The 16,801-nt window shown below is 64.4% G+C and carries 17 protein-coding genes; 6 read left to right on the plus strand and 11 right to left on the minus strand.

All coding sequences use genetic code 11. The features are described from left to right. Positions 1 to 183: 183 nt before the first annotated feature. The 4 genes from MM194_RS06765 to MM194_RS06775 are packed head-to-tail and all read right to left on the minus strand — an operon-like array spanning position 184 to position 3,290. The gene (locus MM194_RS06765; RefSeq protein ID WP_241343106.1) at positions 184 to 1,278 is read right to left on the minus strand and encodes an ABC transporter permease; all 1,095 of its coding nucleotides are present in this window, start codon (positions 1,276 to 1,278) and stop codon (positions 184 to 186) included. After that, positions 1,275 to 1,400, minus strand: a complete 126-nt coding sequence (locus MM194_RS21920; RefSeq protein WP_277605058.1) for a hypothetical protein — start codon at positions 1,398 to 1,400, stop codon at positions 1,275 to 1,277. The genes MM194_RS06765 and MM194_RS21920 overlap by 4 nt, the downstream gene beginning before the upstream one ends. Then, entirely contained in the window at positions 1,397 to 2,326 is a 930-nt protein-coding gene (locus MM194_RS06770; protein WP_033131476.1) for an ABC transporter ATP-binding protein, read from the minus strand. The genes MM194_RS21920 and MM194_RS06770 overlap by 4 nt, the downstream gene beginning before the upstream one ends. Beyond that, the gene (locus MM194_RS06775) at positions 2,319 to 3,290 is read right to left on the minus strand and encodes an HlyD family efflux transporter periplasmic adaptor subunit (RefSeq protein WP_241343107.1); all 972 of its coding nucleotides are present in this window, start codon (positions 3,288 to 3,290) and stop codon (positions 2,319 to 2,321) included. Before MM194_RS06775 ends, MM194_RS06770 begins: the two co-directional genes overlap by 8 nt. Positions 3,291 to 3,517: 227 nt before the next feature. On the opposite strand from MM194_RS06775, the gene MM194_RS06780 reads away from it, so the two are divergent. The 4 genes from MM194_RS06780 (at position 3,518) to MM194_RS06795 (ending at position 7,826) form a co-directional block, all read left to right on the plus strand. Then, positions 3,518 to 5,182 carry a FapA family protein gene (locus MM194_RS06780; RefSeq protein WP_347006499.1) on the plus strand — a complete coding sequence of 555 codons (1,665 nt, stop codon included), beginning with the start codon at positions 3,518 to 3,520 and terminating at the stop codon, positions 5,180 to 5,182. A gap of 123 nt (positions 5,183 to 5,305) precedes the next feature. Beyond that, positions 5,306 to 6,115 carry a sugar-phosphatase gene (gene yidA, locus MM194_RS06785; RefSeq protein WP_033131479.1) on the plus strand — a complete coding sequence of 270 codons (810 nt, stop codon included), beginning with the start codon at positions 5,306 to 5,308 and terminating at the stop codon, positions 6,113 to 6,115. Positions 6,116 to 6,486: 371 nt separating this feature from the next. Then, complete coding sequence (locus MM194_RS06790; protein WP_042642931.1) at positions 6,487 to 7,263, plus strand: gamma-glutamyl-gamma-aminobutyrate hydrolase family protein; 777 nt, start codon at positions 6,487 to 6,489, stop codon at positions 7,261 to 7,263. A 167-nt stretch (positions 7,264 to 7,430) separates the two neighbouring features. Continuing rightward, on the plus strand, positions 7,431 to 7,826 hold the full coding sequence (locus tag MM194_RS06795) for an STY0301 family protein (RefSeq protein ID WP_241343108.1): 396 nt from the start codon (positions 7,431 to 7,433) through the stop codon (positions 7,824 to 7,826). 29 nt (positions 7,827 to 7,855) lie between these two features. Here the strand turns inward: MM194_RS06795 and MM194_RS06800 are convergent, their stop codons facing one another. The 6 genes from MM194_RS06800 to MM194_RS06825 form a co-directional block, all read right to left on the minus strand. Next, the gene (locus MM194_RS06800) at positions 7,856 to 8,566 is read right to left on the minus strand and encodes an HAD-IA family hydrolase (protein WP_241343109.1); all 711 of its coding nucleotides are present in this window, start codon (positions 8,564 to 8,566) and stop codon (positions 7,856 to 7,858) included. A gap of 341 nt (positions 8,567 to 8,907) precedes the next feature. Next, positions 8,908 to 9,888: a tyrosine recombinase XerC gene (xerC, locus tag MM194_RS06805; RefSeq protein WP_347006500.1), complete on the minus strand. Its 981-nt coding sequence runs from the start codon at positions 9,886 to 9,888 to the stop codon at positions 8,908 to 8,910. Further along, positions 9,881 to 10,561 (minus strand): DUF484 family protein, encoded by a 681-nt coding sequence (locus MM194_RS06810; RefSeq protein ID WP_033131483.1) that lies wholly within the window; start codon positions 10,559 to 10,561, stop codon positions 9,881 to 9,883. Before MM194_RS06810 ends, xerC begins: the two co-directional genes overlap by 8 nt. Positions 10,562 to 10,664: 103 nt before the next feature. Continuing rightward, the gene (gene dapF / locus MM194_RS06815; protein ID WP_033131484.1) at positions 10,665 to 11,495 is read right to left on the minus strand and encodes a diaminopimelate epimerase; all 831 of its coding nucleotides are present in this window, start codon (positions 11,493 to 11,495) and stop codon (positions 10,665 to 10,667) included. A 121-nt stretch (positions 11,496 to 11,616) separates the two neighbouring features. Next, positions 11,617 to 12,867: a diaminopimelate decarboxylase gene (lysA, locus tag MM194_RS06820; RefSeq protein ID WP_033131485.1), complete on the minus strand. Its 1,251-nt coding sequence runs from the start codon at positions 12,865 to 12,867 to the stop codon at positions 11,617 to 11,619. A 20-nt stretch (positions 12,868 to 12,887) separates the two neighbouring features. Beyond that, the gene (locus tag MM194_RS06825; protein WP_081966201.1) at positions 12,888 to 13,097 is read right to left on the minus strand and encodes a lipoprotein; all 210 of its coding nucleotides are present in this window, start codon (positions 13,095 to 13,097) and stop codon (positions 12,888 to 12,890) included. A 73-nt stretch (positions 13,098 to 13,170) separates the two neighbouring features. On the opposite strand from MM194_RS06825, the gene cyaY reads away from it, so the two are divergent. Then, positions 13,171 to 13,485 (plus strand): iron donor protein CyaY, encoded by a 315-nt coding sequence (gene cyaY / locus MM194_RS06830; protein ID WP_033131486.1) that lies wholly within the window; start codon positions 13,171 to 13,173, stop codon positions 13,483 to 13,485. Then, positions 13,482 to 14,135 carry an alpha/beta fold hydrolase gene (locus MM194_RS06835; protein WP_241343110.1) on the plus strand — a complete coding sequence of 218 codons (654 nt, stop codon included), beginning with the start codon at positions 13,482 to 13,484 and terminating at the stop codon, positions 14,133 to 14,135. Before cyaY ends, MM194_RS06835 begins: the two co-directional genes overlap by 4 nt. 74 nt (positions 14,136 to 14,209) lie before the next feature. Here MM194_RS06835 and MM194_RS06840 read toward each other — a convergent pair whose 3' ends face one another. Then, a complete protein-coding gene (locus MM194_RS06840) occupies positions 14,210 to 16,729 on the minus strand; it encodes a class I adenylate cyclase (protein WP_241343111.1) in 2,520 nt (839 codons plus the stop codon). Positions 16,730 to 16,801 lie beyond the last annotated feature (72 nt).

A 16,801-nucleotide genomic window follows, 5' to 3' on the forward strand; every position in this document is an offset into this window, starting at 1 on the left:
CCGGGCGGCAGATTAGAATCCCTCCCACCGTAATGAGCAAGACGAATGTTGCTCAAACCTCACTTTCACAGTCATTTATTCCACAAAATGCCCATGTCACACATCAATTGCGCCTCATACGGCGCCTAATTCATCGCCAGACAAGGGGGTCGGACGGCCTGAGGGAGCTGGCCGCCCCCCAGGTCAATCCAGGCTCTTCTTGAAACGGTGGGCGGCCAGGGTCAGCATCAGCAGGGTGAAGCCCAGCAGCCAGAGCACGTCCGGCAGCAACTCCGACAGCTCCCCGCCCCGCAGCACCACTCCCCTGATGATCCGCATGAAGTGGGTGGCGGGCAGCACCTCGGCGATCCACTGGGCCGGGGCCGGCATCCCCTCGTAGGGGAACATGAAGCCCGACAACAAGATGGACGGCAGCAGGATAAACACCGTCATCTGCATCGCCTGCAACTGGGTCTGGGCCAGGGTGGAAATGAGCAGCCCCAGGGTCAGGCTGGCGGCGATAAACAGCAGGGTCGCCAGCAACACCTGGCTCAGGGCGCCGTTGATGGGCACCGCGAAGATGAAGTGGCCGAGGCCGAGGATGATGGCGACCTGGATCAGTCCCACCCCTATGTAGGGCAGGATCTTGCCTATCATCAGCTCCATCGAGCCGACCGGGGTGGTGATGAGCAACTCCAGATTGCCGCGCTCCCGTTCGCGCACTATGGCCGCCGAGGTGAACATGATCATGGTCATGGTGAGGATCACCCCGAGCAGGCCGGGCACTATGTTGACCGCCGAGCGGCGGGACGGGTTGAAGTAGAGCACCGTCTCGAAGGTGGGGGGGACAGGCTTGAGATCGGGCTTGAGCACGGTCAGCGGCATGGTGCGCAAGCCGAGCAGAGCCCCCGCTATCATGGTGTCCGAGCCATCCACCAGCCACTGGCCCGCGCTCTCGCCGGTGCTGAGTCGACGGTCCAGATCCGTGGGCAGCACCAGCACGGCCCGCACCTCCCCCCGGGTCAGGGCGGCTTCCGCCTGCTGGATACCGACATAACGCTGCTTGATGCTCACCACCTGGCTCGCCTCCACCGCCTCCGCCAGCAGCCGCCCCGGCACGCTCTGGCTCATGTCCACCAGCCCGGCCGGGATCTGGCGCACATCGCTATTGATGGCGTAGCCAAACAGCAGCAGCTGGATCAGCGGGATCATCACCACCATCCCAAACGTGAGCCTGTCCCGCGCCAACTGCCTTAGCTCCTTCTGGGTGATGGCCCAGAGCCGCCGCAGGCTGTTCATCGGCTCGCTCCTTCGACGTGGATCCGCGGGATCATCACCACCATCCCAAACGTGAGCCTGTCCCGCGCCAGCTGCCTTAGCTCCTTCTGGGTGATGGCCCAGAGCCGTCGCAGACTGTTCATGCCCTTGGCTCCTGACCGGTGCAGCTGACGAAGACGTCTTCCAAGCTAGGCCTGACCAGGGCCATGGCGGCGCCGGCCAGGGCCGGACAGGCCTGCTGCAGCCAGGGCACGGGATCCGCCAGCGACTTGTCCACCAGCACCCGCAGCCGCTGACCGAGCTGGGCGGCGGAGCGTACCGGCGCCAGTTGCAACAGCTGCTGCTTGAGCAGGCGCAGATCCTCCGCCTGCACCTCCACCACCCGGGTATTCATGGCTTCCATCAGAGCCTGGGGCGAGCCCTGAGCCCGCACCTTGCCCGCCTCCATGATGGCGAGCCCGTGGCAACGCTCCGCCTCGTCCATGTAGTGGGTGGTGACCAAGATGGTGGTGCCCCCTTCGCTCAAGTCGAACAGCTTCTCCCAGAAGTCGCGCCTGTTCTGGGGATCCACCGCCGAGGTGGGCTCGTCGAGCAGCAGCAGATCCGGGCGGTGGATCACCGCCGCCGCCAGCGCCAATCGCTGCTTCTGGCCGCCGCTCATGGCCCCGGCCCGGCGCGTCGCCAGCGCCGTCAGCTCATAGGTGGCGAGCAGCTCGTGCAGCCTGGCGGTCAGGGTCCCGCCGCTCATGCCGTGGATGCGGCCCATAAACTCCAGGTTCTCCCAGCCCGTCAGCTCGTCGTAGAGGGAGAACTTCTGGGTCATGTAGCCCATCCGGCGGCGCAGCGCCTCGGCTTGCTTCGGGATGGCGAGCCCCAGCACCTCTATCTCTCCACTGGAAGGGGTGAGCAGGCCGGTCAGCATCCGCAGGGTGGTGGACTTGCCGCAGCCGTTGGGACCGAGAAAACCGTGGATCTGGCCGCCGGGGACGCGCAAATCCAGCCCGTCCACGGCGAGAAAATCGCCGAAGCGGCGGCTAACGCCCTGCGCCCGGATCGCGAACTCATTCATCGCCGGGTTCCGCTTGCAGGGGCAGGCCGCTTGGCAGCGCTTGCGCCGTGGGCAGGTCGATCTCCGCCAGATAGACCAACCGGGCCCTGTCCTGCTCGTTGAGGGCGTAGTAGGGGGTGAAGGCGGGCTCCCTGGAGATCCAGCGCAGCCGCCCGGTCAGGGGCTCGGGCACGCCGTCCACCCGCACCCGGATGGCCTGGCCAATCTGGTAGCTGGCCAGCGCCGTCTCGGGCACATAGACCCGGGCGTAGGGCGCCTGATCCGCCTGGATGGCCGCCAGCACGGCACCGACCGGGACGCGCTCTCCCAGGTTGTAGGGCAGGCTGTCGAGCCGACCGCTGCGGGTCGCGATGATGGTGAGATCCGCCAGCTCCCGCTCGGCCAGTGCCACGTCGGCCCTGGCGGCCGCCAGCTTGGCGCTGGCCTCGTCGATGTCCTCGACCCGCACGCCCCGGCTCAGTTTGTCGAGCTGCTGATGGGCGCCATCCCGTTCGGCCAGGGCGCCGTCACGCTCGGCCCGCGCCTTGTCGAGTTCGGAGGGGCTCTGCAGCTTCTGCGCCACCAGCCGCTCGGTACGTTGGAAGCTGCGTTCCGCCTCCCTGAGGTTGGCCTGCGCCTTGTCGAGGCTGGCGCGGGCGGCGGCGATGTCCTCCGGCCGCTCACCATTGGTCATGCGAGCCAGGGCCGCCCTGGCGCTGGCCTGCTCGGCGCGGGCCCGGGCCAGCACCGCCTGCTGGCGGCGATCGTCCAGCTGCACCAGCAGGCTGCCCTCCTCTACCCGACTCCCCTCTGCCACCGGCAAGGCCCGGACTATCTCGTTGGCGGTGGCGGTCAGCAGCACCCGATCCCGCTCCAGGGTACCCAGCGCCATCCCCTGGTTATCGGGCTGGCAGGCGGTGAGCAGGCTAACCACCAACGGCAGGGAGAGGGGCAGCAGGATCCGCAACAGGGGGGGACGCGACATGGGGTTCCTCGCACAGGCCGTCATCGCATTTCGCCGACGGCCTCACAGATAGGGATGGACACAATGGACATGGCTATCGCCAGCATACCCTCCGTCACGAACAATTTCCTCAGTCCAGCTCACTCATTTGAGTTCAGCTCGTTGACCCGGAAAGAGAAATGCCAGAATACTGCGGTTCAGGGCCGCCAAGAGGGCAAGCCGGATTTGGATAACCAGGGAGGATCCCGGTGTTAAGCAAAGAGTGGTTTCAGCTGTCAACGGACATGACCTATGTCTGCCTGCGCATCGCCCCCGGCCTGGTCCAGCCCGTCACCGAGGCCGAGGTCCTGACCCTGCTGCTGGCCTCCAACTGCCGGCGCTACCAGCCCCTGACCGAAGGGATCCGCCAGGCCGTCGCCCTGCTCAACGCCCTGCTGACCAATCCGGACGTCCCCTCCCATGCCCCCGTGCCCATCGCCCAGCGCCAGGATGCCCGGCTGCTGATCCAGGTCGAGCAGGACAAGATGAGTGCCAGCGCCCAGATCACCGCAGACTGGGGCGGCCAGCCCCTGACCCTGAGCCAGTTGCAGGCCGCCGTGGCGGCGAGCGAGATCAGGCTGGGGCTCGACGAATCCCGGCTCGCCAGCCTCGTCCAAACCGCGAGGGAGGCTGCCCCCGGCACCCGGCTCAGGCCCGTCATCGCCCTGGGCAGAGCGGTCGAGCACGGTCTGGATAGCCGGCTCGAGCGGCTGGTGGAGACCCCGGCCGAGCGGATCCTCAGGCCCCAGGAGCGGGATCATGGCAAGGTGGACATGCGCGATCTCGGCACCCTGCTCACCGTCAAGGCGGGCACGCCGCTGATGCGGCGCCATCCCCCGACTCAGGGGATCGACGGTTTCACCGTGACGGGCCAAACGCTGCCGGCCAGAGCGGGCAAGGAGAGCGCCATGACGGCGGGGGAAGGGGCCTGCCTCGCCCCCGAAGACCCGGATCTGCTGCTGGCGACACGCCCCGGCCTGCCCTGCCAGGAGCGGGCCGGCATGAGGGTCGATGAGGTGCTGAGCGTCAAGCAGGTCGACATTCGCCACGGCCACGTCATCTTCGAAGGCTCCTTGCTGGTCACCGGGGATGTCATGCCCGGCATGCGGATCAAGACCAGCGGTGACGTGGTGATCGGTGGCTTCGTCGAGGGGGGCTATATCGAATCGGGCGGCACCATCACGGTGCGCAACGGCATCATCGGCCGCAAGCAGGAGGAGGATGAGTACCTGTGCCACCTGAACGCAGGGGGCGAGATCCACGCCAGCTATGCCCAGTACGCCAGGCTGGAGGCCGATGGCGACATCCATATCCAGAGCCAGCTCAGCCACAGCTATTGCCGCAGCGGCCAGGATCTCAAGGTCGGGGACAGCGCCATGCGCAAGGGTCACCTGATCGGGGGCGTCAACATCGCCAACCGGCTGATCATGGCCCCGGTGCTCGGCGCCTCGGCACAGAACCGGACCCGGCTGCAGATCCTCGGCGGCTACTTCAGCCACAAGGAGCAGGAGCAGGCCCTGCGTCAACGCAAGCAGGCCTGCCGGGAGCAGCTCGACAAGCTGCAGGATCTCATCCTGCGGTTGCTGCAACTGCCCCGGGACAAGCGCAGCCCCGAGACCCTGCAGAAGATCAAGACGCTGCGCAGCCAGCAACTCGAGGAAAGCAAGTCGCTGGACGAGCAACTGGCCAGCGTCCAGGCCGAGCTGCAGGCGCTGATGGCCAACATGGACATCATCGCCACCCAGCGGCTGTTCCCCGGTGTCGAGGTGGAGATGGCCCACCATCACAACAGGGTCGACATAGAGCACGGCCCCATCCACTTCGCCATCCGGGAAGATCAGTTGCAACTGACCCCCTATCAGGGCCACCGCTGAGGGCCGCCCACTCTCTCGCCTTGGCGGGATCACGGCATGGCGTGATCCCGGCGGCGATTTTCGCTACACTCGGCCTCCCCCAGGCCCCATCGGGCGGGCCGGCCAGACTCAGGTAGTGAGAAGATGTACAAGCTGATCGCATTGGATATGGATGGCACCCTGTTGACCCAGCAAGGTCAGATCACCCCCCGCACCCACGCCGCCATCGCGGCCGCGCGCGCCAGGGGCGTCACCGTAGTGCTGACCTCGGGCCGCCCGCTGGAAGGCATGACGGCCTATCTGGCCGAACTCGGTCTCACCGGACCGGATGACTACGTCATCTGCTACAACGGCGCCCTGGTGCAGAAAGTCGCGGACCAACGCATCATCCGCAGCCAGCTGCTGACCGGCAGCGATGCCAGCGCCATCGCCCACCTGGCCGATGAGCTGGGGGTGAACATCCACGGCTTCTCCGTGCGCCAGGGCCTCATCAGCCCCAGGGTCAGCACCTATACCGAGCACGAGTCCCGCCTTGTAGACATGCCCATCAACCTGGTGGACTTCGCCACCCTGCCCGCCGACGAGCAGATCATGAAGGTGATGATGATAGACCCGGAGCCCCAGCTCTCCCGCGCCATCGCCCAGCTGCCCGCCGAGCTCTACCAGCGTTACACTGTGGTGCGCAGCTCCCCCTACTTCCTCGAGTTCATGAACAAGCAGAGCAACAAGGGCACCGGCGTCGCCGCCCTGGCCGAGCATCTGGGCATCACCGCAGACGAGGTGATCGCAGTGGGGGATGCGGGCAATGACCGCCACATGATCGAATACGCCGGGCTAGGGGTTGCCATGGGCAATGCCACCGACGAGATCAAGGCGCTGGCGCAGCACATCACCAGCCGCAACGACGAGGAAGGCGTGGCCAGGGTGATCGAGCAGTTCGTGCTGAATGCCTGATCCCCGCCGGGGCACCCGAGGGTGCCCCGCATGTTTCACCACAGAATCTGCATGTTTAATATATCCACCACGATAACCTGCCCAATCCCCTCCGATACGCGCACAGCCCCCTGATACTGGGACTCAAGCTAGCTCAGCCGCCACAAGATTTAACATTAACGCATCATTTCGTTTGACATATTGAACGGCCTTGGCAGACTGGGATCAGGATCCAGGCTGTCATTGCCCAGGCTGACCGACGATTCTGGCACCGCGGCGCGACCCGGATCCCATGACCATGCCTTGAGGCATGCCCTTGCTGCTTAGCCGCCGCAAGGGCCTTCCCAAGGCGCAGGATGAGACACCACAGCCAAGGATAGCCAAGGTGACCTATGCCCAACCCCGCCCCCCGTACCGATCGTAAACCCGTCGTCCTGATGACCATGGGCGCCCAGCCCCGTAACGGTCACCCCTATCAGGTCATGACCCACAAATACATCACTCCCCTGGTGGAGATCAGCGGCTGCGTGCCCCTGCTGGTGCCGACCTGCTGCGGTGCCGAGGATCTGGAGCAATATCTGGATCTGGCGGACGGCGTCTACCTGAGCGGCGCCGGCTCCAACATAGATCCCGCCCTCTACGGCCAGGAGAACCTGACCCCGGAGAAACCCCAGGACAGGGACAGGGATCTGTTCGATATTCCGCTGGTGCGCGCCGCCATCGACAGGGGCTTGCCGCTGCTCGGCATCTGCCGCGGCATGCAGGAGATCAACGTGGCCCTCGGCGGGGACATTCATCAGAAGGTCTATAACGAGCCCGGCTATGCGGATCACCGGGAGGACGCAGAGGATCCGGTGGAGGATCAATATGGCCACAGCCATCAGGTCAGCCTGGTGCCCGGCAGCTGGTTCGCCGAGCTGATGGGAGAGGAGCAGATCCCGGTCAATTCCCTGCACGGTCAGGGGATCAGGACGCTGGCCAAGGGACTCGCACCGCTGGCCTACGCCGAGGATGGCTTGATCGAGGCCATTTATGCCCCCGCCTTGCCCCAGTTCACCCTGGCGGTGCAGTGGCACCCGGAGTGGAAGGCGAGCGAAAACCCTCACTCCATCAAGCTGTTCGAGGCCTTCGGCGCCGCCTGCCGCGAGCGCAGACAACAGGCTGGCTAGTCGCCTGATCCTTACGCTGGCCTGCGCCCATAGGGCGCAGGCCAGCACAACTCTTGTAAGCTGTTCACCTCTCTTCGTCAGCCACGCCGGCATGGCAAACGGGCGATGGCGTAGCACCGACGCCATGCGCTAGCATGGTGCGCATCAGCCACCACCGGGATCCCCTCATGTTACTGATGGCCCTGGCCTTGAGCGCCAGCCTGCAATTCGATTGCCCACCCCAGATAGCGAGCCGCCAGCAACTGCTCTCCCCTACCACCGGTTGGCAGGGGGTGACTCGGGACCGGGAGGGAAAGCCGAGCCAGACGCTGCACCACAGACTAGTGGCGCTGGCCCTGTTCGATGGTGAGCCGGGGGAGTTGGCGCAGCTGAAACCGGACAACGGTGACAGCGCCGAGACACACTACTGGAGCCTGACGGGGGACGGGGCTCGCCCCCTCTATCTGGTCTGCCACTATCAGGACAGCGCCATCACCCTGCAGCAGGCGCTGCCCTCAGGCATCACCTATTGCCGGGTCAATCAGACGGACTGGGGCCCCAGCGGCCTTATCTGCCGCAAGTAACTCACGCACTTCACTCACGCCGGCAAGGCTCAGAGCAGCAGTTCCGCCAGCTCGCCGAGGGCACAGATCTCCACATCCGGCAGCAGTCGCAGCCGTTGGCGGGGCTGATTGCGCTCATTGAGCCAGGCGGCCCGAAAACCGTGCAGACGAGCCCCCTGCACATCGGTCTCGGGGTCGTCCCCCAGGTGCAGTATCTGGTCGGGGGGCAGCTTGAGGGCTGCCTGAGCCTGCAGGAACATGTCCGGTGCCGGTTTCATCCGGGCGCCGGCTCCCGCCTTGCAGACCAGGGTGAAGTAGTCGCTCAAACCGGCCTGCTTCAGATCCAGGTTGCCGTTGGTGATCACCACCAGCGGGTAGCGCTCCGCCAGTCTCCCAAGCAGCGCGTGGGTCGCCGCGCTCACTTCTATTTTCGAACGCTCGGCGAGGAAGCCGGCGAACACCCGGCCAGCCTCCCGCTCGGCCAGCTCCAAGGGCATGCCGCCCTGCGTCATGGCCACACGGATGCAATGCCGGCGCGCCAGGCTGACGTCCTGGCATAGTTCGGGATGGGCGAGCAGTTGCTCGCGCTTGAGCGCCAGCCAGCGCGGCTTGTCCAGCATGGCGGTGGCCAGGTATGAGCTGCGCAGGTGCGCCAGCATCCACTGCTCGGCCCGCAAGATAGCGGGGCCGTTGTCATAGAGGGTGTCGTCGAGATCGAACGAGATGGCGGCCACCGGCTGCCAACGACGATAAAACTGCATGCTTACTCCTCTTGGTGGGACAAGATTCCCGCAGATCCATTGACTTGCCCCCTCATCCCCAACCCTTCTCCCGCGAGGGGAGAAGGGCGCAGATCGGCGATTGCGGATAGATCGTGGTTAACCGGTGGCCAAAAAATACGTGGTCGATGGCCGCCTTCGGCATTAACACAACCTCAATCGGCCCCCCTCCCTTTGGGAGAAGGCCAGGGTGAGGGAAGCAGGGCACCGAACCATTCGAGCACAGCACCTTTTACTCATCTTCCGGGGTCGCGGCATCCCGCTTGGCCCTGGCGAGTTGGACGCTGTCATTCCCTCGGATAACAGGTCACCGTCATACAAGGTCACTCATCATCCGGGGTTGCGGCATCCCGCTTGGCCCTGGGGTGGGCATTGTCATACACCTTGGCCAGATGCTGGAAGTCGAGGTGGGTGTAGATCTGGGTGGTGGAGAGATCCGCGTGCCCCAGCAGCTCCTGCACCGCCCGCAGATCGCCGGAGGATTCCAGCATGTGGGTGGCGAAGCTGTGGCGCAGCTTGTGGGGGTGGACGTGGGCATTGAGCGCCTGCTTGTTGCCCCAGCCATCGAGCCGCTCCTGCACAGATCGCGCCGACAGCCGCTGCTTGCGCTGGGAGACGAACAGCGCCTCGGCCTCATCCCCCGCCAGCAGTGGCCTCACTTTGAGCCACTTCTGCAACCACTCTACCGCCATCCGTCCCATGGGCAGCACCCGCTCCCGCGAGCCCTTGCCGGTCACCCTGAGCTGGCGCTCATCGAGTTTGATGTCCACCAGGTTGAGCCCCACCAGCTCGGCGAGGCGCAGGCCGGAGGAGTACATCAGCTCCATGATGGCGCGATCCCGCACCGCCAGCGGATCCTGCTCGTCGGTGATGTTGAGCAGCTGGTACATCTCGTCCACGTCGAGATTCTTGGGCAGCGGTCGCCCCTGCTTGGGGGTCACTATGCCCCGGGCCGGGTTGGCGGCGAGCCGCCCCTGACGCACCTGCCAGTCGCAGAAGCTGCGCAGGGCCGAAACCTTGGTGGCGAGGGAGCGGGGGGCGAGGCCAGCCTTGTGCATCCGGGTCACCAGGCTGCGCACCTGGCTCGCCTCGAGCCGGCCCCAGTCATCGAGACCGAGGCGCACCAGCTCCGCCGTCATGGCCTGCAGGTGCGCCTCGTAGTTGCTGCGGGTGTGGGGGCTGAGCTGGCGCTCGACCCTCAGGTATTCGATAAAGGCCGCCAGCTCATCGGCTAGCGCGGCCGGCAGAGGCTCGGCGGCAGGCGGCGCCGCCTTGGTGGGTGATCTGGCGGGCTCCCTAGCCACGGGTCAGCTCGGGCAGACGCTGCTGCAGCAGGCGACCCAGCTGGCCCAGCAGCAGGGTGTCGTTGTGGGGGGCGAAGTGGCTGGGATCCGAGCTGGCGAAGGCCAGCACGCCGAACTCCCCGAGCCGCATCAGGGCCACAGAATTGACCAGCACGTCGTTGCCAAACAGCGTCTGTTTCTCGCTCTGGTTGAGCCGGCCGAAGTAGTAATCCGTCCCCGGCAGGCGCTGACCCAACAATTGATCGAGCTGCTTGCCCTCTGCCAGGAAGCGCTGCTCAGAGCCGCTGAGCTGGAATTTTTTCGGGTTGAGCCAGAGTCGCAAGCCGGTCAGGCGCAACCGCTGCACGAAGGCCTTGCCCAGGAGCACGCTCGCCTCGAACAGGGTCCGGCAGCCATAGAGTTCGCCATAGAGGTCCGCATAGACCCGGAAGATCCGCTCGTTCTCGCTGGCGATCCCCATCAGCTCGGTGATCTCCTGCTCCAGCTGCTCGATGCGCTCGCGCTGCCTGTCCATCTGGCGCTCCACCAGGGAGACGGTGCCCTTCTGCTCATGGGGAATGCGGATCCGGTCCAGCATGGCCGCGTGGCGCTGGAAAAACTCGGGATAACGGGCCAGGTACTCCAGCACTGTGGCTTCGTCCATCAGTGATTCCTGCCGTTTGAGTTCGCTCATAACTTGGTTGGTCCATCATAGAAAAAGGGCACGGGGCCCTGACATTATCGTTGTGCAGAGGGGGCTTGTGCCCCCTTTATCTTTCCCTCCCGGCGGGAGAGGGTTACAGCTCTATCTGGCCATCGAACACGTGCTCGGCCGGTCCCGTCATGTAGACCGGCTGGCCCGGCCCCTTCCAGGCGATAGTCAGCTTGCCCCCCGGCAGGCTGACGGTGACCCGCTCCTTGAGCTTGCCCTGGCTGATGCCGATCACCGCGGCGGCGCAAGCGCCTGTGCCGCAGGCCAGGGTCTCCCCCACCCCGCGCTCGAACACCCGCAGCTTGATCTCGGTGGCGTTGACCATCTCCATGAAGCCGACGTTGACCCGCTCGGGGAAACGCTCGTGCCGCTCCATGATGGGACCCAGGGTCGATACAGGCGCATCGTCCACCGAGGGCACTTCGATGACGCAATGGGGGTTGCCCATGGAGACCACGCCACACATCACGGTGTGTTCCTGGGCCCGCAGCAGGTAGGTTTTTTCCGCCTTCTGGGCGCGAAACGGCACCTTGCCCGGTTCAAACTGGGGGACCCCCATGTTGACCGTGACCTGGTTTTCACCCTCGAGCTGCAGTGTGATGCGGCCACGGGCGGTGCTGACGCCGATCCTGTCCCGGTTGATCAGCCCCTTCAGGCGCACGAAACGGGCGAAACAGCGGGCGCCGTTGCCACACTGCTCCACCTCGCTGCCATCGGCATTGAAGATCCGGTAGTGAAAGTCGAGCTCGGGATCATAGGGCGGCTCCACCAGCAGCAGCTGATCGAAGCCGATGCCGAAGTGGCGATCCGCCAGCTTCTTGATGATGTCGTTACTGAAGAACACCTTCTGGGTGACGCCGTCCACCACCATGAAGTCGTTACCCAGGCCATGCATCTTGGAAAAATCTATCAACATCCTGCATTCCTGTACCGTTGATCAGGCGCTCACGCAGTGAAACGCCGTCTGCCAGCCCTGCCAACCTCCCTCCGCGCAAGGGGAGAGAGGGGTTGTCGTTACCATCTCACGACGCGGGTTTCTAGGGTAGCAAATGCTCACCGCGCCAGAGATCGGTCAGCTGCTCGCGTTCCCGGATGAGATGAGCCTGGTCACCGTCCACCAGCACCTCGGCCGCGCGGGGACGGGTGTTGTAGTTGGAGGACATGGTGAAGCCGTAGGCGCCGGCGGAGCGGACCGCCAGCAGGGAGCCCTCACCTATGGCCAGGGTTCGCTCCTTGCCGAGGAAGTCGCCGGTCTCGCACACCGGGCCAACCACGTCGTACAGCGCAGGCTCGTGGGTCGTGCGGCTGTCCACCTCGATGATGTTCATCCAGGCGCCGTAGAGGGAGGGGCGCAGCAGATCGTTCATGCCGGCGTCGATCAGCGCGAAGTTGCGGGTCTCGCCAGGCTTGAGGAACTCAACCCGGGTCAGCAGCACGCCGGCGTTGGCGACGATGGCGCGGCCCGGCTCGAACAGCAGGGTCAGATCCCGACCCGCCAGCTTCTGCTTGAGCGCCTCGGCATATTCGGTGGGGTGCGGTGGCTGCTCGGCGCCATAGTTGACCCCCAGGCCACCGCCCACGTCCAGGTGATGGATGTGAATGCCTTCGGCGGCCAGCTCGTCGATGAGCCGCAGCAGCTTGTCCGCCGCCTCCATAAAGGGATTCAATTCTGTGAGTTGAGAACCGATGTGGCAATCCACCCCCTTGATCTCGATGTTCGCCATGGTCGCCGCCTTGCGGTAGATGGCGGGGGCCTGCTCGATGGGGATGCCGAATTTATTCTGCTTGAGGCCGGTAGAGATATAAGGATGGGTGCCAGCGTCGATGTCCGGATTGACCCGTACCGAGACCCGCGCCACCTTGCCCATGCTGCCGGCCACCCGGTTCAGGCGCTCCAGCTCGGCTTCAGACTCCAGGTTGAAGCAGAGGATCTCTTTCTCCAGTGCGAGGCGCATCTCGGCCTCGCTCTTGGCGACGCCGGAGAAGACTACCTTGGCCGGATCCCCCCCCGCCGCCAGCACCCTGGACAGCTCCCCGCCGGAGACGATGTCAAACCCTGAACCCAGACGGGCAAGCAGGTTCAGCAGCGCCAGGTTGGAGTTGGCCTTGACCGCATAGCAAATCAGATGGGGAATATCGCCGGCCGCCTGATCGAAGGCGTGCCAGTGACGCTCCAGAGTCGCGCGGGAGTAGACATAGAGCGGTGTGCCGTATTGTTCGGCGAGCTGTTGCAGGGGAAGCTGCTCGGCCTGCAGCTGGCCGTCGGCGTCGTAGTTAAAGTGATCCAAGGGGGCGGTTCCTTCCTAGATTATTGCGGCGCGGCCTCGGAGGCCGGTTTGGCGGTCGCAGGCGAAGCGGCTTGCGGTGTACTCTCTGTCTTGGGCGACGCTGGTTTTGGCTGCTCGGCGGGAGCCGGTTGCTCCGGCGGCGGCATGTAAAGCGGCCCCGTCAGACCACAGGCGCCCAACCCGAGGGACAGAAATGCGGCCAACAGGCACTTGGTGAACTGGCTGGTCATAATGGTTCGCTGCGAAAAAATTTTTGGCCCTCTATAATCGCACTCACATTGTTAAAAGCAACAGGATAAACCGATGAAGGATCACGAGTATCACGCCCTGACAGACACCTTTTTCCAGTATGTGGAAGACGTTATCGACGAGGGGTATCCGGATATCGACTGTGAACGGGCCGGCGGTGTGCTGACCTTAAGTTTCGAGAACAAGACCAAGGTCATCATCAACAAGCAGGAGCCCCTGCACCAGGTCTGGGTCGCCACCCGGGAGAACGGCTTCCACTTCGAACTGCGCGGGGAGAGCTGGATAGACAACCGCTTCGGCGAGGAGCTCAAGGCCCTGCTGACCCGCGCCTGCACCACCCAGGCCGGCGAGCCAGTGGTCTTCCCATGATAGATCTGCATCCCGACGGTGCCCGCCACGCCGTGATCTGGCTGCACGGGCTGGGGGATTCCGGCGCCGGATTGGCCCCCTTGGTGGACGCACTGGACTTGCCCGCCTCCCTGCCGGTGCGCCACCTGCTGCCAGACGCTCCCGAGCGGCCCATCACCATCAACATGGGCCACAAGATGCGCGGCTGGTACGACATCAAGAGCTTCGAGCACCCGGCGGATCGCGCCGTGGAGTCCCATGTGCGGGAATCTGCCGCAAGCATCCAGGGCTTGCTGGACAGCCTGATCGCCGAGGGCTTCGCCCCCGAGCGCATCATCTTGGCCGGCTTCTCCCAGGGGGGCGTCATCGCCTCCTTCACCGCCCTGCGCTGCCCTCACCCCCTGGCGGGCCTGCTCTGCATGTCCACCTACCTGGCGGCGCCCGACGCCTTGCTAGCAGAAATGAGTGAGGCCGCCCGTGCCCTGCCCATCTGCTACATGCACGGCATCTATGACGATGTGGTGGCGCTCTCCATGGGCTGGGAGGCGAAGAACCGGCTGGAAGCGGCTGGCCTCAGCCCCGAGTGGCACGAATACCCCATGCGCCACGAGATCTGCCGGCCCCAGCTCGCCGACATCCGCGCCTGGCTGCTGGCTTGCCTCGACGCCTGACACCGGATCACGCATACGACAACGGCCTGCATAGCAGGCCGTTTGCATTGGAGTCGTGGAGCGTCAGCAGCACATCATCCTACTTCCCGCGCCGGGCCCGGATTGTCTCGCTGTGGGCTCTGGCTGCGGTAGGGGATCACCGCCAGCACCTCGCCCTGCTGCACGATTTCGTAGTACTGGGGCAGGTTGAAGTTGCTGAACTGGCCCGCATCACTGAAGCGCTCGTGGCCCGAGGTGTAGAAGCGATTCACCCCCTGCACCAGCTCATCCTTGTTGCCGGCGAAGTGCTGGTAGATCTCCACCCGATTCGCCTCGTCCAGGATATAGATGTTGGTGCCCGCATTGCGGGTGTCGAAGAAGAACTGCACCAGCCCCTCGCTGGCGTAGGCATCGACGATGCCGGGCAGGTGCTGGCTGTGGGTCTTGTCGAGCCGCAGCGGCAGGTGATCCAGCTTGTTGTGGGAGATGTGGCGGTAGAAGTCGATGGCATTTTCCAGCTTCTTGACCGAGACCCCGCGCCGCTCGAAGAAGATGCCGTATTTCTCTTTGCCGAGGGCCAGGGTCTTGACCAGCTGCTGCTTGTCGCGGGCGAGGCGTAGCTCGATGCACTCGGCCAGCAGTTGCTGGAAGCGGGAGCGCACCAGGGAGCGGAAGTGCTGGCTGTAGCAGAACACCTCTATCATCTCGGGGGCGGCCGCGTCCTGATGCATCTTGCCGAGTATGGTGGTGAGGGCATCCACCACCGCCTCTTCCCCCTGGAAGTGCAGGGTGCGGATCTCGCTCCAGGAGTTGCGATAGACCAGATCCACCGAGCCCACCAGACACTCCTGATTGCGACCGAACGAGAAGACGTCGGCGGCGTTGGCGTCGAACTCGATCACCTGCCCGACCCAGTGGCTGGTGGGATCCGTCTCCAGGTTCAGGAAGATGGAGAGCTGATGGATCTCGCAGGGGCGACTCAGGGCCAGGTTGGTAGCCCTCGGGTACTTGACCGGGAAGGTGCCGGACAGATCGCGGCAGAACTGGTGCAGGTTGTCGGTGTGCAGATCCGAGCCCTGATTGAACAGGTGCACCCGGGACTGGGGCGTCATCAGGCCATTGAAGTAGGCCCAGGCGATCAGCTTGCTGATGTAGCCGTTATATTCGAGCGGCGCCCGACCGATGATGTTCACCGGCTCCAGCGAGTGCTTGTAGAGATACCAGCCGGCGCGGTTGAGGCGGCCGTGGGGCACCTGCACAAAGCTGAGATCCGGCTCGCTGAGATCCGGCGCTATCTTGAGGTTGATGCGCTGCACCTTGCCCGGCAGGCTCTCGAAGGCGGCATAGAGCTTGCGCGACAGTATGCCGATGTCTTCCGGGTTGATGGACTCGCTGATGTTGTTGCGCCGGGCAAACTGAATGAGGTTGCGATAGCTCTGCATCAGGGCCTCGAGCAACTCGGCGTAGGCCACCTTGACGTCCTCGACCTTCCACTCCTGGCGGTGATCCAGGTGGTGCAACCGCTCCTGACTCCAGCCCCAGTAAGCCACCAGCTGCGCCATCTGCGCGCGGCGCCAGTCCGGGCTGTGCTCCTCCTTCGGATGGCTCAGGCCGTCACACACCTTGAGATAGAAGCAGCGGCGCACCAGATCGAGGCGCTGCATGTCGCCGATGGACTTGAGGTAGTTGGTCACCTTGTCCAGCATCAGGCAGTAGTTGTCGAGCCGGTAGTGCATGCCCTCGTTGTGCTGGAACCAGTCACGGCTGGTCACCGACAGCAGGCGGGTGCTGGGATACTCGTGAGAGTAGGCCTCCATCAGCACCGACTTGAGCACGGCTTTATAAGGGGAGTCGATGCCCTTGTAGAGCTGCCAGAGGGCGGAGCCGAAGTACTCCTCAGCCGGAATGCGGTCAAAGCCACCGAGATCGAGCCAGTCATCCTGGCTCAGCTTGCCGTGGGCAAACAGGCCGCTCACATAGTCGTCGTAGTGATCGTCATATTCGGCGGGCACCAGATACCAGAGCAGGCGCTTGCCGGCGATGTGCATGGCGCTGCGGTAAAACTCGTCGAGCAACAGCAGGTGCTGGGCACTGCCGCAGCTCTCCCCCTGCATCTGGGCGTCGTTGCGCTGACGGAACTTGTCTTCGGGGATCAGGAAGAAGTTCAGATCGACCCCGCGCTGCTCGGCCCACTTGGAGAGCAGCTGACATTTCTGCTCCAGCAGGGCGAGCCGCTCCACCGACAGACCTGCGGCATGGCAGACCCAGATGTCGAGATCCGAGTGACAGCACTGACCGATGGACGAGGTGCTGCCCATGGAATAGAGGCCCTGGATGGACTTGTCGTGGGTGCTGAGGCCGCCCTGACAGTTGGCGTTCTGGCACAGATCTTCGATGAAGGCCTGCTGAGCCTCGTTGGCGACAAAACTCCAGATACCATGAGGCACGTCCCCCGCCACATAGCCGGGCAAGAGGGGATGATTGAAGTGCAGCATGACAGGCAGCAACTGGAAGACCTGCTGCCCATAGCGACTCATGAGATCCAGCGCCCGTTGCGTCTTGAGACGATTGAGTTCGTCGTAGCGCGCCACCAGCGTGTCGAGTTTTACCAGCAATGCCCTACCTATGGGGAAGAGAAATGACGCACCAAAACGGGGAGACGTCAAAAAAGTGTGATCATGTTAACA

The sequence above is a fragment of the Aeromonas sp. MR16 genome (assembly GCF_022549315.1).
Taxonomy (GTDB): domain Bacteria; phylum Pseudomonadota; class Gammaproteobacteria; order Enterobacterales; family Aeromonadaceae; genus Aeromonas; species Aeromonas aquatica.

Excerpts from the sequence above, each read along its gene's own strand:
- MM194_RS06775 (WP_241343107.1), bottom strand. The coding sequence starts at position 3,290 with ATGTCGCGTCCCCCCCTGTTGCGGATCCTGCTGCCCCTCTCCCTGCCG.
- MM194_RS06790 (WP_042642931.1), top strand. The coding sequence starts at position 6,487 with ATGCCCAACCCCGCCCCCCGTACCGATCGTAAACCCGTCGTCCTGATG.
- MM194_RS06795 (WP_241343108.1), top strand. The coding sequence starts at position 7,431 with ATGTTACTGATGGCCCTGGCCTTGAGCGCCAGCCTGCAATTCGATTGC.
- cyaY (WP_033131486.1), top strand. The coding sequence starts at position 13,171 with ATGAAGGATCACGAGTATCACGCCCTGACAGACACCTTTTTCCAGTAT.
- MM194_RS06765 (WP_241343106.1), bottom strand. The coding sequence starts at position 1,278 with ATGAACAGCCTGCGGCGGCTCTGGGCCATCACCCAGAAGGAGCTAAGG.
- yidA (WP_033131479.1), top strand. The coding sequence starts at position 5,306 with ATGTACAAGCTGATCGCATTGGATATGGATGGCACCCTGTTGACCCAG.
- MM194_RS21920 (WP_277605058.1), bottom strand. The coding sequence starts at position 1,400 with ATGAACAGTCTGCGACGGCTCTGGGCCATCACCCAGAAGGAGCTAAGG.
- MM194_RS06800 (WP_241343109.1), bottom strand. The coding sequence starts at position 8,566 with ATGCAGTTTTATCGTCGTTGGCAGCCGGTGGCCGCCATCTCGTTCGAT.
- MM194_RS06810 (WP_033131483.1), bottom strand. The coding sequence starts at position 10,561 with ATGAGCGAACTCAAACGGCAGGAATCACTGATGGACGAAGCCACAGTG.
- MM194_RS06835 (WP_241343110.1), top strand. The coding sequence starts at position 13,482 with ATGATAGATCTGCATCCCGACGGTGCCCGCCACGCCGTGATCTGGCTG.
- MM194_RS06825 (WP_081966201.1), bottom strand. The coding sequence starts at position 13,097 with ATGACCAGCCAGTTCACCAAGTGCCTGTTGGCCGCATTTCTGTCCCTC.
- dapF (WP_033131484.1), bottom strand. The coding sequence starts at position 11,495 with ATGTTGATAGATTTTTCCAAGATGCATGGCCTGGGTAACGACTTCATG.
- MM194_RS06770 (WP_033131476.1), bottom strand. The coding sequence starts at position 2,326 with ATGAATGAGTTCGCGATCCGGGCGCAGGGCGTTAGCCGCCGCTTCGGC.